General features: G+C 64.3%; 7 protein-coding genes. All 7 read left to right on the forward strand.

Translation table 11 applies throughout. The features are described 5' to 3' along the window. The first annotated feature begins 78 nt into the window (after positions 1 to 78). Positions 79 to 5,985: an autotransporter domain-containing protein gene (locus ATE71_RS13590; RefSeq protein WP_058803888.1), complete on the forward strand. Its 5,907-nt coding sequence runs from the start codon at positions 79 to 81 to the stop codon at positions 5,983 to 5,985. A 238-nt stretch (positions 5,986 to 6,223) separates the two neighbouring features. Beyond that, the gene (locus ATE71_RS13595) at positions 6,224 to 7,474 is read left to right on the forward strand and encodes a cation:proton antiporter (RefSeq protein WP_058803890.1); all 1,251 of its coding nucleotides are present in this window, start codon (positions 6,224 to 6,226) and stop codon (positions 7,472 to 7,474) included. A gap of 291 nt (positions 7,475 to 7,765) precedes the next feature. Further along, positions 7,766 to 11,449, forward strand: coding sequence for a BapA/Bap/LapF family large adhesin (locus ATE71_RS22200; protein ID WP_058803892.1), 3,684 nt, complete (start codon positions 7,766 to 7,768; stop codon positions 11,447 to 11,449). A 208-nt stretch (positions 11,450 to 11,657) separates the two neighbouring features. Next, positions 11,658 to 12,866 (forward strand): TolC family outer membrane protein, encoded by a 1,209-nt coding sequence (locus ATE71_RS13605; RefSeq protein WP_235588017.1) that lies wholly within the window; start codon positions 11,658 to 11,660, stop codon positions 12,864 to 12,866. Next, complete coding sequence (locus tag ATE71_RS13610; RefSeq protein WP_058803897.1) at positions 12,863 to 15,004, forward strand: type I secretion system permease/ATPase; 2,142 nt, start codon at positions 12,863 to 12,865, stop codon at positions 15,002 to 15,004. Before ATE71_RS13605 ends, ATE71_RS13610 begins: the two co-directional genes overlap by 4 nt. Beyond that, on the forward strand, positions 15,001 to 16,185 hold the full coding sequence (locus ATE71_RS13615; RefSeq protein WP_058803899.1) for an HlyD family type I secretion periplasmic adaptor subunit: 1,185 nt from the start codon (positions 15,001 to 15,003) through the stop codon (positions 16,183 to 16,185). The genes ATE71_RS13610 and ATE71_RS13615 overlap by 4 nt, the downstream gene beginning before the upstream one ends. Beyond that, positions 16,182 to 19,331 carry a UDP-N-acetylmuramoyl-tripeptide--D-alanyl-D-alanine ligase gene (locus ATE71_RS13620; RefSeq protein WP_082665211.1) on the forward strand — a complete coding sequence of 1,050 codons (3,150 nt, stop codon included), beginning with the start codon at positions 16,182 to 16,184 and terminating at the stop codon, positions 19,329 to 19,331. The genes ATE71_RS13615 and ATE71_RS13620 overlap by 4 nt, the downstream gene beginning before the upstream one ends. Positions 19,332 to 19,339 lie beyond the last annotated feature (8 nt).

The following is a 19,339-nucleotide window of genomic DNA, read 5'->3' on the forward strand; positions in this document are numbered from 1 at the left end:
AGGCGGGGTGGACCAGTCGGAGAGCCAAATGGCTCTCCGACGAACCCCTTGCCTTGCCTGTCACGTCAAGGGGGAAAGATGATGTCACGCATTTCCAAGTCACGCCTGCTCGCCACGAGCGCAGTCGTCGGCCTGTCCATCGGCCAGGTGATTTCGCCCGCCGGAGCCCAGGAATCCTTTGGCATCCACAACGACCAGCCCGAATTGCTGGAAATCGTGGTCGACGAGGATGAGGAAATCGTAGGCAGCGATATCGGCATCTACGCCGACAACGGCCCCGTCACGGTCGACAACGCCGGCGAGATTCGCGGCAACGGCACCAGCATCGGCAGCATCGACAGCCGGCCGAGCGGCGGGATCGTCATCGCCCAGCCCGGGTCGAGTGTGACCAACAGCGGGGACATTACGGGCGGTTCCAACGGCATCGCCACCTCATATTTTTTCAGCGAGGACGAAAATGACGACGAACTGCCGCCCGAAGCGCGCGCAGCGAACACCACTGTCGTCAACACGGGGCTGATCCGCGGCGACGCGGGCACCGGCGTTGCGCTGGCCGGTGGCGGTAGCGTCACCAACAATGACGGCGTGATCCAGGGCTTCAACGGCGCGCCGGGTAGCGGGGTCAACGGCATCGGCGTCGTCATTACCGAATTCCCCGACGCCATCGCAGAGGACGTCACGGGCGTCGGCACGGTCACGAACATCGACACGGGCATCATCGAGGGGCAGACCTTTGGCGTCGTTTTGCAGGGCGGCGGAACGATCAACAACGAGGGCGGCCGGATCCAGGCCACCGGCCAGTTCAACCCGGCTATTCCCGGCGCACAGATTCCCTTCGGGATCGTCATGGGCGCGACGCCCGACCAGACCGGGCGGAGCGCGACGCTGAACAACGAGGGCGTCGTCCTCGGCTTTTTCGGCGTGCTCGCGGGCGGCGCGCTGGAAACGACGACGATCAACAATGAAGGTATTATCAACGGCGCCGCCGGGGCGATCCTGGGACAGTCGAACGGCGAACTGATCGTCAGCAATGGCGAAGGCGCCGAAATCGCATCGGGCGGCAACGGCATCCAGGCTGGGACGAGCAAGCTCACAGTCGACAACGCGGGCATGATCCGTGGCGATTCGCAGAACGGGATCAACATCCTGACGGCCGATGGCGCGATCACCAACAGCGGGACGATCCGCGGCGGGCAGTTCGGGATCGTCACCAATGCGCAGCCGGCGACGCCGCAGGGTCCGGGGGCGTTCATTGCAGCCAACACCGCGGTGACCAACAGCGGCATGATCCTGGGCAACAATAATGACGCCGTGCGGCTTGTCGGCGGCGGCACGGTGATCAACAGCGGCGTGATCAGCGGCCTCAATAATGCCCAGTCCGACGGCGTCAACATGTACGCCTATGACGGGCAGGATCCGGCGACCTATGTGTCGAGCGTCACGAACAGCGCCGCAGGGCAGATCACCGGCGTGCGCGCCGGCGTCGCCTTGTCTTCGGGTGGCACGGTGGACAATGCTGGTGCGATCGACGGCAACGGCACGGGTGTGTTGATCCAGAATGGCGAAGCCCCCCTGACGGGGGCGATCACGAACAGCGGCACGATCAACGGCGTCGCGGGTGACGGCATCGTCGGTTTCGGCAATCTGGAAAGCTTCTCGGTTGCCAACAGCGGCACGATCGCCGGCGCGTCCGGCGACGGCGTCTATGCATCGATAAACGATGGCACAACGGTCATCGAAAACGCCGAAGACGGCACGATCATCGGCGGGGCGTCGGGTGTTCATGCCGAACTCGGCGGGCTCGACCTCACCAACGCAGGCACCATTCATGGCGACGGGGCCAATCCGGGCTTCGACGCGCCGCCCGACGCGGGCGTCACGATTTCGGGCGGGGTCAGCTCGGTCGTCAACAGCGGCAGCATCACCGGCAACCGCTTCGGCATCACGACCGCCAATTATTTCAACCCCGCGACCGGACAGCTTCAGGGCCTCGCGACCGGGACAACCGTGGTCAACAGCGGCACCATTTACGGATATAACGACGATGGCGTGCGTCTGATCGGCGGCGGCAGCGTGACGAACAGCGGCGAGATCGGCGGCCAGATCGACGCCTTCGCCGATGGCGTGTCGATGTTCGCCTATACCGACCAGGCGAACGAGGATTATAGCGCGCTCGTTACCAACGAGAGCGCGGGGCGGATCATTGGCGTCCGCTTCGGCGTCATCCTGTCGGGCGGCGGCGATGTCGTGAACGATGGCGAAATCATCGGCGCGTCGGGCGGTGTCTATGTCCAGGGTACCGCACTCAACACCGACCCCAACGAAGAGCGCAGCGGGCTCACTGCAAACGTCGTCAACCGCGGCACGATTATCGGACTCGGCGATTTCGGCGGCACGGGCACCGACGGCTATGGCGTCGGTTTCGGTAGCGACATGTCGACCGCAACGCTGGTCAACAGCGGCACGATCAGCAGTGAATATGCCGAGGGCGTCAGCCACGGCTCGCTCGCCGACCTCAGCGTGACCAACGAAGAAGGCGGGGTCATCACCGGCGCCACATCGGGCATATACAGCGGCGCGGGCGGCACGCTCGCGGTCGATAATGCGGGCACCATCCGCGGTAACGGCACCTATGACGGCTTTGCCGCACCGCCCGACGCCGGAATCACCATCGGCACCGCGGCGTCGAGCGTGACCAACAGCGGCACCATTTCGGGCGCGAGCGCGGGTATCACCACCGCTTCGCTGTTCGACGAGGAGGCCGGCGCGCTCGTCGGTCTCGCCATCGGCACCCAGGTGACTAACAGCGGCACGATCCTGGGCGAGGCGAACGACGGCGTGCGCCTGATCGGGGGCGGCACCGTCACCAACAGCGGATCGATCCGCGGCGAGGGCACCACCTTCTCCGACGGCATCTCGATGTATGCCTTCACCGATCAGGCGAACGAGGATTTCGGCGCCTCGGTCGTCAATGCCGAAGGCGGCGATATCAGCGGGACGCGTTTCGGGATCATCCTGTCGGGCGGCGGGGCGGTAGAGAATGCCGGCGACATCACTGGCGCCGATGGCGGGATGTTCATCCAGGGCACCGCGATCAACACCGACCCGGGCGAGGATCGCAGTGGGCTGACTGCCAGCCTCGTCAACAGCGGCACCATCACCGGCACCCGCGACGACGGCCTCAACGGCTACGGCGTCGGCTTCGGCAGCGATCTTTCGACCGCAACACTCGACAACAGCGGCACGATCACCAGCGTGGCGGGGACTGGCGTGTTCCACGGCACGCTCGGCGACGTGACGATCAACAACAGCGCAAGCGGGGTGATCGAGGGCGAGGCCTATGGCGTCTTTGCCAGCGGCGAAGGCACGCTCGACCTGATTAATGCCGGTACGATCCAGAGCGCCGGAACGGGCGTCGAATCGACGGCGGCGCCGACCAGCCTCGTCAACAGCGGCACCATCACCGGCGGCAACGGCGTCGCGGCGCTGCTCGGTGCATTCGACGACATGGTGACGCTGAAGACCGGCAGCGCGATTTCGGGCCTCGTCGATGCCGGCGACGGCGTCGATACGCTGACGCTCGACGGCGACGTCCTCGAGCTGACCCAGGCGCAGCGGCTTACGGCAGCCAGCGGCTTCGAGACGCTGGATGTCGCGGCGGGATATTGGTCGACGTCGGGATATGTCGGCGAATTCGGCAATGTCGCGATCGCCGAGAGCGGCGCGCTCCAGGTCAACGAGGTCGATCTGGGCGACGGCGACACCTCCTCGCCGATCCTCACCTCGAACGTGCGGACCGACGGCCTGCTCGTGCTCAACTTCGGTACCGACGAAACCGTCTCGGCGCTCGATGAACTGACGATCGACGGGGCGGGGCAGTTGCAGCTGATCGGCGATGCCGTGTTCACCGTCGATACCGCGAACATCGCGCACACCGGCGGCACGATCATCTCGAACGGCGGGCTGGTGCTGACCGGGGTGCTTCAGGGCGACGTCAAGACCGAGGGCAATGGCTTTTTCGAGCTGGGTGTCGGCGGGACCGAGGGCAGCTTTGCGGGCAATATCGTCAACGACGGCCGGTTCGTGTTCAACCGGTCCGACGATTATGATTTCCTTGGCGCCTTTTCGGGCAGCGGCACGCTCGACAAGAAGGGCGACGGCGTCCTGACCTTCATGGGCGACTATGCCTTTCAGGGCGTGACGAACATCCTCGGCGGATCGGTGCGGATCGGCGGTATGATCGACCCGGAGACCAGTTTCGACCTCGGCGAAGGCGGCATGCTCGACATTACGGGCAACGACCAGACCATCGGCGGGCTCGAAGGCGACGAGGGCGCGAGCGTCGTGATCGGCGAAAACCAGCTGACCGTCGCGCAGACCGGGAACTCCGAATTCGGTGGCGACATTTCGGGCGAGGGCAGCCTGGTCAAGGAAGGCGAGGGGACGCTCAACTTGACTGGCGACAGCAGCTATACCGGCCCGACCGCGGTCAATGGCGGCACGCTCGCGGTCAACGGTTCGATCGTGTCACCGGTCACGGTCAACAGCGGCGGCACGCTCGGCGGCAACGGCAGCGTGGGTTCGACGACGGTCGGCGACGGCGGCACGCTTGCGCCGGGCAATTCGATCGGCCAACTGACGGTCAACGGCGATCTCGCCTTTGCCGCCGGCTCGACCTACGAAGTCGAAGTCAACGCCGCGGGCGAGGCTGACCGCCTCGACGCCACCGGCGCGGTCACGATCGACAGCACGGCGAGCGTCGCCGTCCTCGCCGAGAATGGCGAATATAACGGGCGGACCGACTATGTGATCCTGACCGGCGCGGGCGGCATCACTGGCACCTTCGGGACGGTGACGAGCGATCTTGCCTTTCTCGACCCGCTGTTGCGATACAGCACGAATTCGGTGACGCTGTCGCTCTATCGCAACGACATCGATTTCGCCGATATCGCGGTCGGCTTCAACCAGGCGAGCGTGGCGACCACGGTCCAGGCGCTCGGGGCGGACAACCCGCTCTACGAAGCGGTGCTGGTCCAGAATGCCGCGACCGCGCAGGCAAGCTTCGGCGATCTGTCGGGCGAAATCCTCGCCAGTTCGCTCAGCGGCCTGACCGACGACAGCCGGCATCTGCGCAATAGCCTGATGGGGATGAAAGCACCCGAGGAAGGCGGCGCCTTCGTCTGGGGCTCAGCCTTCGGCAGCTGGGGCGATTTCGATGCCAACCGCAGCAACTTCGCGATGGACACCGATCACAAGGGCCTGATCGCAGGGGTCGGCATCGGCGGCAACGGCTTCGCCGCGGCGCTTTCGGCAGGGATCGGCAGTTCGGATTTCCGTTTCGACAGCCGCAATGACCGGGCCGAGGTCGACAGCAAATATCTTGCCGCGCACGCCACCTATGGCAGCGGCGAGGGGCTGCGTGGTACCGTCGGGGTCAGCTATGCCTGGCACGATATCGACAGCAGTCGGGGCATCGCGGGCGCACCGCTCGCGCAGACGCTGACGTCGACGCGCGACGCCGACACGCTGCAGGTCTTTGGCGAAATCGGGTACGACATCGTCACCGGCAGCATGGCGATCACGCCCTTCGCCCGGCTGGCGCATGTCGACACCGGCAGCGATGCCTTTGCCGAAACTGGCGGCAATGCGGCGCTGACGGTCGGCAAGGCCGATCAGAAGACGACCTTCTTCAGCCTTGGCGCGCGGGCGCAGTTCAATGCAGGCAAACCGGGCTTCCAGCCCTATGTCTCGGCCGCATGGAACCGCGCATCCGGCGACCGTGGCGCGCCGATCGTGTCGCGCTTCACAACCGGCGGACCGGCGTTCGATATCCTTGGCACCGCGATCCCCAAAAATTCGGCCGAGGTCGAAGCCGGTTTCGAATTCACCTCGGGCCTGTTCCGGCTCGGTGCCGCCTATACGGGCACGCTGGCATCGGATCGCAACGCCCATGGTGCAAGGGTTACTGCGCGCATCGCTTTCTGATCACGCGACCCGATCGGAAGCGATTCTCGTGGGGAGAGGCCGAGGTGACATGCGTCGCCTCGGCCTCTTCCGTCTGCCAGCGCGATCACACCCGGCCTGCCGCGTCTCGTCGCGCACATCACGGATCGCGTTGTCGCGCACGGTTTCAAGTCGTCCGCTTAGGAGGCGGACGGGTTCGGGGGAACGGTGGCACGCGCCGCAGCGTTTCCTTTGCTCCACGACTGTCATTGCAGGACGGATGAAAGACCAACCCTTCTTCGATCTCAGCAGCTATCATCTCGGGATGGCGCTTGTCGGGGCGGGTATGATCGCCGCATTCTGGCTCCCGCGTTTTCTGTCCGGACGCGAGCCTGCCGCATCGGCATTGCTTATCCTGTTCGGCATCGGCGTCCACTGGATATTCCCCGGTATATCGCAGGCGCTCGATCCGCGGCAGGCGCCGCTTTTCTGGGAACTCTCCAGCGAACTCGCCGTTATCGTCGCCTTGTTCGGCACCGGCATCCGGATCGATAACGTCACCGACTATCGGCGATGGCGGCCGACGATCCGGCTTCTGGTAATCGCGATGCCGATCACCATAGCGGCAGTCGCTTTCATGGGGTTCGCCTTTGCCGGCATGACGCTTGCCGGCGCACTCCTGCTTGGCGCAGTGTTGGCACCCACCGACCCCGTGCTTGCCGGGGAAGTGCAAGTGGGACCACCCACCGAAGGGGGCGAGCATCCGGTGCGCTTTGCTCTCACAACCGAGGCGGGGCTCAACGATGGCCTCGCTTTCCCTTTTGTCTACCTCGGACTGCTGGTGGGGACGACCGGCTTTTCAGCTGCCATGCTGGGCGAATGGCTGTTGCTGGACGTATTGTATCGCATCGCTGTGGGCTGTGCCGCGGGTGCCGCCGTCGGCTGGGTGCTGGGACGCGTCCTGTTCGTGATCCCGCGCGGCAATGTTCTCGCCGACACGGCATCCGGCCTTTTGGCCATCGCGGGTGTCCTGCTCTGTTATGGGATGACCGAACTTGCCGAAGGCTATGGCTTCATCGCCTGCTTCGTAGCCGGGGTCGTGCTGCGCCGCGTCGAGGCGGAGCACGCGTTCCATGGCGAGCTCCATGGCTTCAACGAGGCGATCGAGCTCGCGCTTACGGCGCTGCTCCTGATGCTCATCGGGGCGACATTTCCTCGCTTGTTCGTCGAACTCGACTGGGCGCATGCCGCGATCGCGCTCGGCCTTCTGTTCGTTGTGCGGCCGCTGGCCGGCTGGGTCAGCATGCTCCGGACCGAATTACCCCAGGCCGAACGCCTCGTGATCGCCTTTTACGGCATACGGGGCATCGGCTCCATTTACTATCTCGGCTATGCCGCAAGCCATCTGGAACTGGTGAACGAGGGGTCGCTCTGGGCGACGATCGCGCTCACGATCTTGCTATCCACCATGATTCACGGCTTTACCGCGGGTCCGGTGGTCGATCATATCGTTCGGCACCGGCAGCGCTAACCTGGGGGGTAACCCCGTGTCGGCTCACGGGCGATCCAGACGTTTGGACCAGTGGATCATCAAAATTCGTAAAAAGTAGACGATAGACGTGCCATCTTGGCACGAATTGATAATCCATTCCAATATCGGAACTTTGTGCCTGTAATTCGTTGCACAGGTTCAAAATTTCCATAGTCTGATGCAAATTAATATTCTCTCATCTCCGTCGTTATTGCGGAGAAATATTATATATCTTTGCTGCCTTATGTGCGGCGAAGGTACCCCATTGCGTCTGTATGTGGAGAATAAGCGATGCCGGCGGAAATCTTCGAGAAAAATAGTGGCGAGGTTCAATCCGTCGCGTTGGATTCTATCGATCTCGATCAACCGAGCGTCGTACGGCTTCAGTTGAGCCGCGAGGATGTCCAAAGCATGCAGCGGCAGGGCGGCGACCTGTTGATCGAGCTGCGTTCCGGTGAAACAATCCGGATTGTCGACTTCTATTCTGCAACGGCCGACGGGATCGGCAACGATATTGTCTTGCAGGAACCCGACGGTGCGATGTGGCTGGCGCGCCCTGGCGATGCGACGCAGTACTTCGAGCTGACGGATTGGGGCGAGCTCGTGGCCGGATCTTCGATCGCTTCGGACGCAGGTGGCGCTGGTGCCGGCGTACTTCTACCCGCCCTGGGCCTGCTGGGCGCTGGAGGAATTGCGGCCGCGGCCGGCGGCGGAGGCTCGGATGATACGGATGCCGACGCGGATGCTGACGCTGATGCGGATGCCGACGCGGATGCGGACGCTGACGCGGATGCCGACGCTGACGCCGATGCCGACGCTGACGCTGACGCTGACGCCGACGCCGACGCTGACGCTGACGCCGACGCCGACGCCGACGCCGATGCTGATGCCGACGCTGATGCGGATGCGGATGCTGATGCGGATGCCGATGCGGACGCCGACGCCGATGCCGATGCCGACGCTGATGCGGACGCCGATGCAGATGCCGACGCCGACGCTGACGCTGACGCTGACGCTGATGCGGATGCCGATGCGGATGCTGATGCTGACGCTGACGCGGATGCGGATGCGGACGCCGATGCAGATGCGGACGCCGATGCGGATGCCGACGCCGACGCTGATGCGGATGCTGACGCTGATGCGGATGCCGATGCCGATGCCGATGCGGATGCTGATGCCGATGCGGACGCCGACGCCGACGCCGATGCCGATGCCGATGCTGATGCGGATGCGGATGCGGATGCCGACGCTGACGCGGATGCCGACGCTGACGCAGACGCAGACGCAGACGCAGATGCTGATGCAGACGCGGATACCGATGCGCCTGAGGCGCCGACGGCCGATGTCGATGATGCCACCGGCACGATCGTGACGGGCGCCGGCGAGCCGGATGCCTTGGTGACGGTCTACGGCACCGATGGCGTTACCGTCCTTGGTACCGGCACGGTCCAGCCCGACGGGACGTACAGCGTCACTATTCCCGCCCAGGTCAATGGTGAGGAACTGAGCGTTACCTTGACCGACGCGGCGGGTAATGAATCGCTGCCGACGGCGACGCTTGCCCCCGATCTCACGGCACCCGATGCGCCGACCGCCGATGTTGATGACGCGACTGGAACCCAGGTTACCGGGATCGGCGAACCCGGTGCGACAGTCACAGTCTATGATATCGACGGAACGAGCATTCTTGGCACCGGCACGGTTCAGCCGGACGGTAGCTACGGCGTCACCATCCCCGCCCAGACGAATGGTGAGGATCTCACGGTCACGCAGACGGACACCGCTGGAAACGAATCGCTTCCGACAGCCGTCGAAGCGCCCGACCTAACCGCGCCGGACGCGCCTACGGCCGATGTTGACGATGGCACGGGTGCGCTCGTGACGGGGGTAGGCGAGCCCGGCGCAACCATCACCGTTTATGATGTCGACGGCACGACCGTGCTTGGCACGGGTTCAGTCGAGCCTGACGGCAGTTACAGCGTCACGATCCCGGCGCAGACGAACGGCGAAAATCTCACCGTCACGCAAACCGATGCGGCGGGCAACGAGTCGGATCCTGCCGCTGTTACTGCGCCCGACCAGTTCGACGCCTTCGACAATCTTGCCAGTGCCGCCCTCGACCTCGTACCGGTAACGACCGATGTCGATCTTGGCACCGCAAACTATCTGGTGCTTCTCGGGCTCGCCGACGTCGATCTCTCGCTCGATGTCGCAGGGCTGCAACTGCTCGGTATCGATGCGCTGACCTTCAGCGTCGATGACGGCCACACGCTCGATGCACAGTTCGATTACGGCGGCGTTCTCGATATCGGGGTTGCCGCGGATTACACGATCGTTGTTCAGCAATTGGTCGACGGCAATTGGGTGGGCGTTGGCGGCGAGGGTGCGGCGACGCTTCTCGAACTCAATCTGCTTGGCGGCGATTTGACCGCTGCCGAAAGCCTGGGTGCCGGTGACTATCGGGCGTTCGTGACCTTTGACGGGCTTGTCGGAGTCGGTGTGCTCGGCACGCTCGACGTTACGGGCACCGACAATGATTTCACGGACATCGCGGATATCGTCGCGGTCACTGCCGAAGGCAATGTGATCGCCGATACGAACGCCGCGAGTGAAACCGATCTGGCGCCGGTAGGCACGGTGGTCGCGAGTGTGACCTTCGATGGCACCACGACCGATGTCACCGCCGACGGCACGGTCGTCTCAGGCGACCATGGCACGCTCGTAATCGACCTTGACGGCAGCTATGTATATACCCCGAATGAAGACGCTGCGAATATCGGGGCAGCGGACTCGTTCACCTACACGATCGAAAGACCCGACGGAGCGCAGGAAAGCGCGGTGCTGGTCGTCGAGATCGGAAGCCCGGACGCCCAGCTAAGCTGGGGGGCGCCTGGCGACGACGCATCCACGGGTCTCGCGGCAGCCGACGATAGCGCCAGCGCGGCGGTCCTGTTCGAAAACACGGTCGACACGGTAGATACGCCACTCTTTTTGCTCAGCAACGGCATCATCGGGACCGAGAGCGACAGCGCCGGCTTCACGGTCGCGGCGGATACCGAATCCGACGCGACGGTGAATATTGCCGTGAGCAGCGTGATCACGCTGTTCCCGACCTACACGGTGACGCTGACCGATACCGACAGCGGAGCGACGATCGACACGCGGAGTGTGACCGCGGCGCTCGATTTGCTCGGACTGGTGAGCGCGAGTGTTACCTTTGACGACCTGCCGCCGGGGAATTACACGATCGAGGTCGCGGCCACGGGACTCGGTACCGGGTTCGACTCCGACGTTGTGCTCTCGGAGGCGGTGACCAACCTCACCGAATTCCAGGTCGACGCTGTGGCCGCAGCCAACGGCAACTTGCTGGCGAACGATATCACGGGAACATTGTTCAATGCCATCCTTGTCGATAGCGGGAGCGGGTTCGCCGAGATCGGCGATACGCCAGTGACGCTTACCGGGAATCACGGAACGCTCACTGTCGACGAGGCCGGAAATTATCACTATGAGCCCGATCCGGCGCTCGCATATTCGGCAGGCGACCTGACCGACAGCTTTACCTATCAGGTCCAGCATCCGAACGGTGAAACCGCCACTGCCGAGCTGACAATCGCGCTCGACACGATCGATCCGGGCGGCGCGTTGCCGGCGATGGCGATCACGGGAGCGCCTGACGGCCTCATGATGCTTGCCAGCTTCGAGGACATGGCGCGGATAAGCGGCGACGAAGCGGCGATGCCCGACGCACTGGCTTATGACCTGTTTGAGGGACAGGGTGATCTCGTTTCTGTTCTCGAAAACTATCTCGAGAACGAAGATTCATCCAAATCGGACAAATTTTCAGAATCGGCTCAGGAAGATGTAGATCAAATAGAAATATCGGGGATTGACCAGGGTGTCAGTGATCCACTTAGCTATCTATCTATTAATCCGGATGACGACCTATCTGGCAACCAACATACGTTAATTTAAGATTTTCGTCGTTGATTACACTCACGGATATGGAATCGCGTCGACCGCGAACGTCGTGCGATCCTCGAGAGGTCAATACAACGGCGGAGGATGTATGCCGCAAGGCACGTCGCGCACGCAACGATCGATTCGACATTCGGCCGACATGGGAGCGTTGGGTCTCTGCGCCGCAATCCTGATGGGAGCATCACCCGCTGGCGCCGAGCCCTTGAGTTGGCCTGAAGCCGTTCGCGAAGCGGTGCGGTGGCACCCGTCGGTCACCGAAGCGGTCGCACGGGTCAACGAACGCCGGCAAGAGGTCGAGGTCGCCAAGGCGGGGTATCGGCCGCAGCTCAGTGCCAGCCTCGGTTCGGGATATGACAATCTTGTCGACAGCGGCTGGCGGCCGCGGGCCAACCTGTCCGCGTCCCAGATGCTTTTCGACTTCGGCAAGACGAAGGCTTCGGTCGAGATCGCTGAAGCCGGCACTCGGGTCGGGCACGCTGACCTGCTGCTTGCCGTCGACAGCCTGATCCGCGATACAAGCTATGCGGTAATCGAAATTCAACGTGACCGCGCATTGCTTGAGGTGGCGCGCGACCAACTCGCGAGCATCGAGGATATCAACGAGCTCGTCCATCATCGGTACCGGCTCGGCGCAAGCACCAAGTCCGACGCATTGCAGGCGCAGGCGCGAGTTCAGGCTGCAGACGTGTCGCGCCAGGAAATCGAAGCAGAACAGCGGCGTTGGGAAAGCAATCTTGCCTATCTGCTCGGCCGGGAGGTCGCCCCGGAGATATCGGCCGATCCGCCACCGGGATTGCACGGTGCCTGTGAACGCGGCGCGCTCGATTGGTCGCTCGTCCCGGCGGTTCTGCAGGCCCGGGCCGAGCGTGACGAAGCCTTCGCATCGCTCGAGCGGAGCCGCGCCGACAGGCTGCCGACCGTTTCTATCGGCGCCAACGGCGGTACCGACCTGTTCGACCCCACTTCGCGGCGCGCGCAATATAGTATTGGTTTCAACGTCTCGACGCCTCTTTACAGCGGCGGTGCCCGGCGCGCGCGGGCGCGCGGGGCCGCCTATGCCTTGGGTGCCGCCGAGGCCGCCGTCGCGCGCGTACGCCATGACGTCATGCGGCAGATCGCTGAAGCGCGGCAGCAGCTCGAGAGCCTTCGCGTCGTCGTCGACACCCTCGCGGCACGGCGCGACAGCATGGACGAGACAGGGCGTCTGTACCGGTTGCAATATCTCGACATGGGGACCCGCACCCTGGTCGACCTCCTTAATGCCGAACAAGAATTGCATCAGGCGCGGTTCGATCTGGTCAATACGCGCTTCGATCTCCGTCGGCTCGAGGCCTCCTGTGTCTTTCAAACCGGCTCAGGCCGCTTGCTCTTCGGACTGAGCGGAATGACGGTGCGGGGGATCATGTTGTGACGGCGGCAACCGCACCGGCGGCTGAATTTCGTGCCGAGGCCTGGGTCGAGGCGCTGCGGCTCGTGGCGCATCATTACCGGCTTCCCGGACCGGCGGAGGCGTCGAGGCGCGCCAGCCTCTGGCAGGAGGGCGAAGATCCCGACCGCCGCCTCGCTGTTCTCGCGCGCGGTGCGGGCCTCCGCCTTCGTTTCGAGCCCGTCGATTCTGCAGGCCTCGCGCCGGGTCGCCTGCCGATGATCGCCGAGTTCGCGGACGGGCGCCTTGCGGTGGTCGGCGCGATCGATTCCGCAGGCCGCGCGACCCTTGCGATCGATGGGCGCGAAGCGTTGACCAACGAGATGCCCGTCGAGGCGCTTTGCCAGGCCGCGGTGCGTTTCGTCGCGGTGCGACCGGTCCGCGCGCTTCGCGACGCGCGGGTCGATACCTATATCCAGCCTTTTGAAGAGCATTGGCTACGGCGCCTGATCCTGCGCGATGCGCGTGCCTATTGGCACATTCTGATCGCGTCGCTCGTGGCGAACAGCCTTGCGCTCGCGGGGGTGCTTTTCTCGATGCAGGTCTACGACCGCGTCATTCCCGCCCAATCCTTCCCGACCCTTTATATCCTGTTCGTCGGTGTGCTGCTCGCGATCGGCTTCGACTTCCTGTTTCGCCGACTGCGCATGCGGATTATCGACCTGCTTGGCAAGCGTGCCGACCTGCGCATGTCCGACCAGGTGTTCGGGCACGCGCTGCGCGTACGCAACCGCGACCGGCCCACGTCGACAGGGGCCTTCATCGCCCAGTTGCGCGATCTCGAGCAAGTCCGCGAACTGCTCACCTCGACCACGGTCGCGGCAATCGCGGACATACCCTTTTTCCTGCTTTTCCTAGTGATCTTCTGGTTCATCGCCGGACCGCTTGCCATCGTGCCGCTTGGAGCCCTGGTGCTGCTCGTGCTGCCCGGTCTGCTCGCACAGCGGCGCCTGCGCGCCTACGCGAACGAGGCGATGCGCGAGGCGTCGCTTCGCAACGCGATGCTTGTCGAGGCGGTCCAGGGACTCGAAGACATCAAGACCCTCCAGGCGGAATCGCGCTTCCAGCAGCAATGGAATCATTTCAATTCCGCGGCGGCCGAAGCGCAGCTCAAGCTTCGCGGCCTGACGAACAGCCTCACCGTATGGACGCATAATATTCAGAATGCTGTCTACGCCTCGACCATCTTCGTGGGCGCCCCGCTCGTAATGGAAGGCGAAATCACGACCGGTGTCCTCGTCGCAGCGTCGATCCTCGGTTCTCGGATGATTGCGCCGGTCTCGCACGTCGCCCAGCTGCTCAACCGGCTCCAGCAGGCGAAGGTAGGCATCGGTAGCCTTGACCAGATCATGGCGCTTCCCGTCGACGACCCCGACGATGAGCACCGGATCCAGATTCCCGCCGTCGCAGGGAATTACCGGTTTCGTTCGGCGGTTTTTCGTTACTCGGACCCCAATTCGCCGCCGGCACTTTCGCTCGCCGACCTCGGTATCGCGGCGGGCGAGAAGATCGCCATTCTCGGCCGCAATGGCGCCGGAAAGTCGACTCTCCTTCAGGCCTGTTCAGGCCTCCTCCAGCCGATCTCCGGCGAGGTGCTGCTCGACGGCTTCGCACTTCACCAACTCGACCCTGCCGATGTCCGCCGCGACGTGGGGCTGCTCGGGCAGGGCAGTCGGTTGTTTCACGGTACCATCCGCGACAATTTGCGGCTCGGACGACCGCAAGCGAGCGACGACGACATTATGGCGATGCTGGCAATGGTCGGGGCCGATGGCTTCATACGTCGCTCACGGGCTGGGCTCGAACAGATGGTCCTCGAGGGCGGTGTCGGTCTGTCGGGCGGGCAGGTGCAGGCGCTTCTTCTCGCGCGGTTGCTGCTTCGCGAGCCGCAGGTACTCCTTCTCGACGAACCGACCGCGTCGATGGACGAGGCGGCCGAGCGTCTTTTCATCGAGCGCTTTGGCGACTGGAGCCGCGACCGCACCTTGCTTGTCGCAACGCACCGCATGCGCGTGCTTGAGCTTGTCGACCGTATCATCGTGATTCACGAGGGGCAGGTCGTGCTCGACGACAAGAAGACGGCGGCGCTGCAACGGATGCGGACGAAGGGCGGGGTGGCATGAAGGCCGGCGCCGCCCCCGAACCCTGGCTCGCCGTGGACGGCGATGTTCAGCTCGGCACGGCGGCGAGGCTTGTCTGGTTGCTTGCCGCGCTCTTTGCCGCCGGTCTGCTCTGGGCCTGGTTCGCCGAACTCGACGAGGTGGCGACTGGAGGCGGGCGCGTCGTGCCGACATCGCGTGAGCAGGTCATCCAGTCGCTCGAAGGCGGCATCCTGTCGCGCCTGCTGGTGCGCCAGGACCAGATCGTGAAGCCGGGACAGGTCCTGGCCCAGCTCGACCCGACGCAAGCCGGATCGACCGTGGAGGAAAGTGCGGCCAAATATCGCGCTGCGCTCGCGGCATCGGCGCGGCTGCGTGCCGAGGTCAACCAGACTGCGCTCGAATTTCCCGATGCACTCGCCGATTACGGCGACCTCAAGGCAGAGCAGCAGCGCCTATATGATGCGCGGCGCTCAAGCCTGTCATCCTCGCTCGGCCTTATCGACCAGTCGATTGCGCTCATCCGCAAGGAACTCGCGATTGGAGAGTCGCTGATCGAAGTCGGCGCAGCCAGCAATGTCGAGGTCTTGCGGCTCAAGCGCCAGCTTGCCGAACTACAGCTCAAGAAAGCCGACCTGCGCTCGCAATATGTGGTCGACGCGCGGCAGGAGCTGGCCAAGGCAGACGAGGAGGTCAAGGCGCTCGCACCTGTGGTTCGCGGACGGTCCGACACGCTCGAACGGCTGACGCTCCGCTCACCGGTGCGCGGCATCGTGAAAAGCATCGAAGTGTCAACGAAAGGCGGCGTGATTCCGCCGAATGGCAAGCTGATGGAAATCGTGCCGCTCGACGACCGGTTGATGATCGAAGCGCGCATGTCGCCGCGCGACATTGCGTTCATACACCCCGGGCAGCGGGCCACCGTCAAGATCACCGCCTATGACTATTCGATCTATGGGGGACTCGACGGGGTCGTTACGACGATCTCGCCCGACACGATCCGTGACGAGGTGCAGCCTGAGATATTCTACTATCGTGTGTTCGTGCGCACAAAGTCCGACACGCTGCGCAACAAGCAGGGCAAACGTTTCCCGATCGTGCCGGGAATGATCGCGACGGTCGATGTCCACACGGGGACGAAGACTGTCCTGCAATATCTGATGAAGCCGCTCAACCGCGCCGGGGAGGCGCTGCGCGAGCGGTGAACTTGCCATTCGCCTCCCGGCTCGCCGAGCTGCGTGCCGCCCTTGGCGGTATCGCACCGGTGGTGACGGGCGGGGCGAAACGGGTGATTCTCTTCCTCTCCTGGACCGATGGCTCGCATCGAGCCGAGGTCCGCACCGTCGTGGGCTGCGATGCGGACGACGCCTGGACGCGCGCGACGGCGTTGATGGACGCGGCGGGCAGGGAAGCGCGCTGGTTGCGGGCGGATTGGGTCGATGCGGTCGAACGCACCAGTTGGGGCGCTCTGCGTGCCCGGCTCGGCGACGTGAAGCGCAATTATTTCCGGCTCGGAATTTCGCTCGACGCTGGCTTCGAGCAGGCATTCCTCGAAACCGAGATCAACGCCAATGCGATGCTTTATGGCGGTCCGCGCGAGCCGGCGGCGACGGTCAACGAGCGCAATTTTCGACGCTATGCCGAACGGCGCCACGGGTTGCGGAATGTCGCGTTCGGCGATGAACGGCCGCTATGGCTGTTCACCACGCGCGGCGCCTTCTCCGGCGACGACGGCATCCATGCAATCGAGGGCAAGGGCGCGTCGAGCGGCCGGCGTACCTTGCCGCCGCTCGACGCCGAAGCGGTTGCCGGCCTGATTGAGCGGGGAAGCGCCTATCTTGCATCCCAGGTCGGGGACGACGGGCGGTTCACCTATGGCTGGCACCCCTGCTTCGATCGGCCGATCGCCGCCTATAACAGCCTTCGCCACGCGAGCACGCTCTACGCGATGATGGAGGCGTGGGAGGTCACCCGCGACCGCGTTCTCGGCACCGCGATCGAGCGCGCGCTAGCCTATCTGACGGGCGAACTGATAGCCGATCGCCCCCTCCCGGGCGGCGACGCGGCGGCCTTTCTCGTCGATGCAGGGGAGGAGGTGAAACTCGGAGGCAATGCGGTGGCGATACTGGCGCTGGTGAAATATCGCGACCTGACCGGCGATACGCGCCACGACGCCCTGTGCGAGCGGCTCGCACGCACAATGGTCTACATGCAGAACGCGGTGAGCGGCCGCTTCGTGCATGTCCTCGACTATCCCTCGCTCGCGGTGAAGCAACCGTTTCGGACCATCTATTACGACGGCGAAGCGGCCTTCGCCCTCGTGCGCCTCTTCGGCGTTACGGGCAATATTCGCTGGCTCGAAGCCGTCGAGCGCGCCTTTCTTCACTTCGTGCGCGAGCGCCACTGGACCGCGCACGACCATTGGCTGAGCTACTGTGTCAACGAGTTGACGATCCACGACCCGTCCGAGGTCTATTTCCGCTTCGGCCTCGATAATATCCGTGGCTATCTCGAATTCGTCGCCGAACGCATCACGACCTTTCCGACGCTGCTCGAACTGATGATGGCGACCGAGCGCATGATCGCGCGCCTGCGCGGCGAACCCGCACTCGCGCATCTTCTCGACGGTTTCGACATCGCGCGCTTCTACGAGGCGCTTCATCTGCGCGCCAACTATCTGGTCAACGGTCACTTCTGGCCGGAACTTGCAATGTTCTATGCTCGCCCGGACCGGATCGCCGGCAGCTTCTTCATTCGGCATCATGGCTTTCGCATCCGGATCGACGATGTCGAGCATTATCTGTCGGGGCTCGTCGCATATCGCCGTTACCTGCTGGACTGCGAAGACGGGGGCGGTTTCGCGCACGAGAAGCCCGTCCCTGTGCGCGAGGACATTGGCTGGACCGCCGACCATCTCGTCCGGGCGACCGGAGGTGAATGGGTTCGGCCACCGTCCGACGGATGGACGGCAGCCGGCCTGTGCATCGCGCCGATGACGATGCGCAAGGGCGACATGGTCGCCGTGCGGCTCCGCGAGGGTGAGGTCGGGGTCGACGTGCGGCGGGTCGCACGATTGCCCGAGACGCCGGCTGCGCTGATTGCGGCCGGCGGGGCAGAGGCGGTACCGGACGGTGCACCGCTGCTGCGGGTCGGCGACGTCGGCGGCGCGATTCTCGACCTCGGACGCTATGCCCGTCAGAAGCTCTCGGGGCAGGTCGTCGCGGTCACTGGAAGCGCGGGCAAGACGACCGCGGTCGCGATGCTCGCACATGCACTCGCGCCCTATGGCGACGTTGCGCAGACACGGCATAATGCCAACCTGCCGCACGGGATCGCCTGGAATCTAGCATCGATCCGCTGGGACGTGCCGCATGTCGTACTCGAACTTGCGATCGGCCGGATGGCGCGCAATGCACGGCTAGCGCGGCCGGATGTCGCGATCTTCACGAACATCCTGCCCGCGCATCTCGAATTTCATCACGACCTGGCTACCGTCGCGGCTCGGAAAAGTGCGATTTTCGGTGGCATGAAACCGGGCGGTACCGCAGTCCTCAATCGCGATATGGCTCAATGGGAACAGGTGCACATGGCCGCGACGACGCGTGGGCTTCGTATCGTTCACTACGGCCGATCGCCCGACTGCCATTTTCGTCTCCTTGCCTATGACCCGGCGCGCGGCGAGATCCACGCGTCGATCTTCGGGGGGGAGCGACGCTTCCGGCTGGGCGCTGCGGGCGAGCATATGGCACTCAACGGCCTTGCCGTACTCGCCGCGGTCGCGGCCGCTGGCCACGATATAGAGCCGGCGATCGCCACGCTCGCCAGCTTCGTGCCCGTGGCAGGCCGGGGCGATGTCCACCGGCTCACTCTCGGCGGGCGATGCGTCACGCTGGTCGACGACAGCTACAATGCCAATCCCGGTTCGATGGCGACGGCGTTCGCCCTGCTGCGCGATATGGACACGACGGGACGCAAGATCGCGCTACTTGGCGAAATGCGCGAGCTCGGCCATGAAGCCGCCGCTTACCATGCCGCGCTCGCACCGCTTGCCGCGGCGGCCGGAATCGCACGTGTGCACGCGGTCGGCGACCTTTACGACGGCTTCTGGAAAGCGCTTTCCGCGGATCGGCGCGGACTGCGCGCGCGGGCGCCTGAAGATATCGAGGCCTTGCTGCTTGCCGATCTGCGCGACGGCGATGTGCTGTTGGTGAAGGGCTCGCACGGCAGCCGGGTCCACGAGCTAGCCGAAAGGTTGAGGCGTCGCGGCATCATTTCACGAGAAAGGGACCGGAACGCGCCGAAGGAGGTCGCAAGCGTGGGGGCGCCGCGATCTGCCGACGTGCAAATGTGAAGGAGGGG

Origin of the sequence: Sphingopyxis sp. H115, assembly GCF_001468465.1 — a bacterium.
In the GTDB taxonomy this organism is placed as follows: Bacteria; Pseudomonadota; Alphaproteobacteria; order Sphingomonadales; family Sphingomonadaceae; genus Sphingopyxis.

Coding starts and splice junctions, on each gene's coding strand:
- ATE71_RS13615 (WP_058803899.1), top strand. CDS start 15,001: ATGAAGGCCGGCGCCGCCCCCGAACCCTGGCTCGCCGTGGACGGCGAT.
- ATE71_RS22200 (WP_058803892.1), top strand. CDS start 7,766: ATGCCGGCGGAAATCTTCGAGAAAAATAGTGGCGAGGTTCAATCCGTC.
- ATE71_RS13590 (WP_058803888.1), top strand. CDS start 79: ATGATGTCACGCATTTCCAAGTCACGCCTGCTCGCCACGAGCGCAGTC.
- ATE71_RS13595 (WP_058803890.1), top strand. CDS start 6,224: ATGAAAGACCAACCCTTCTTCGATCTCAGCAGCTATCATCTCGGGATG.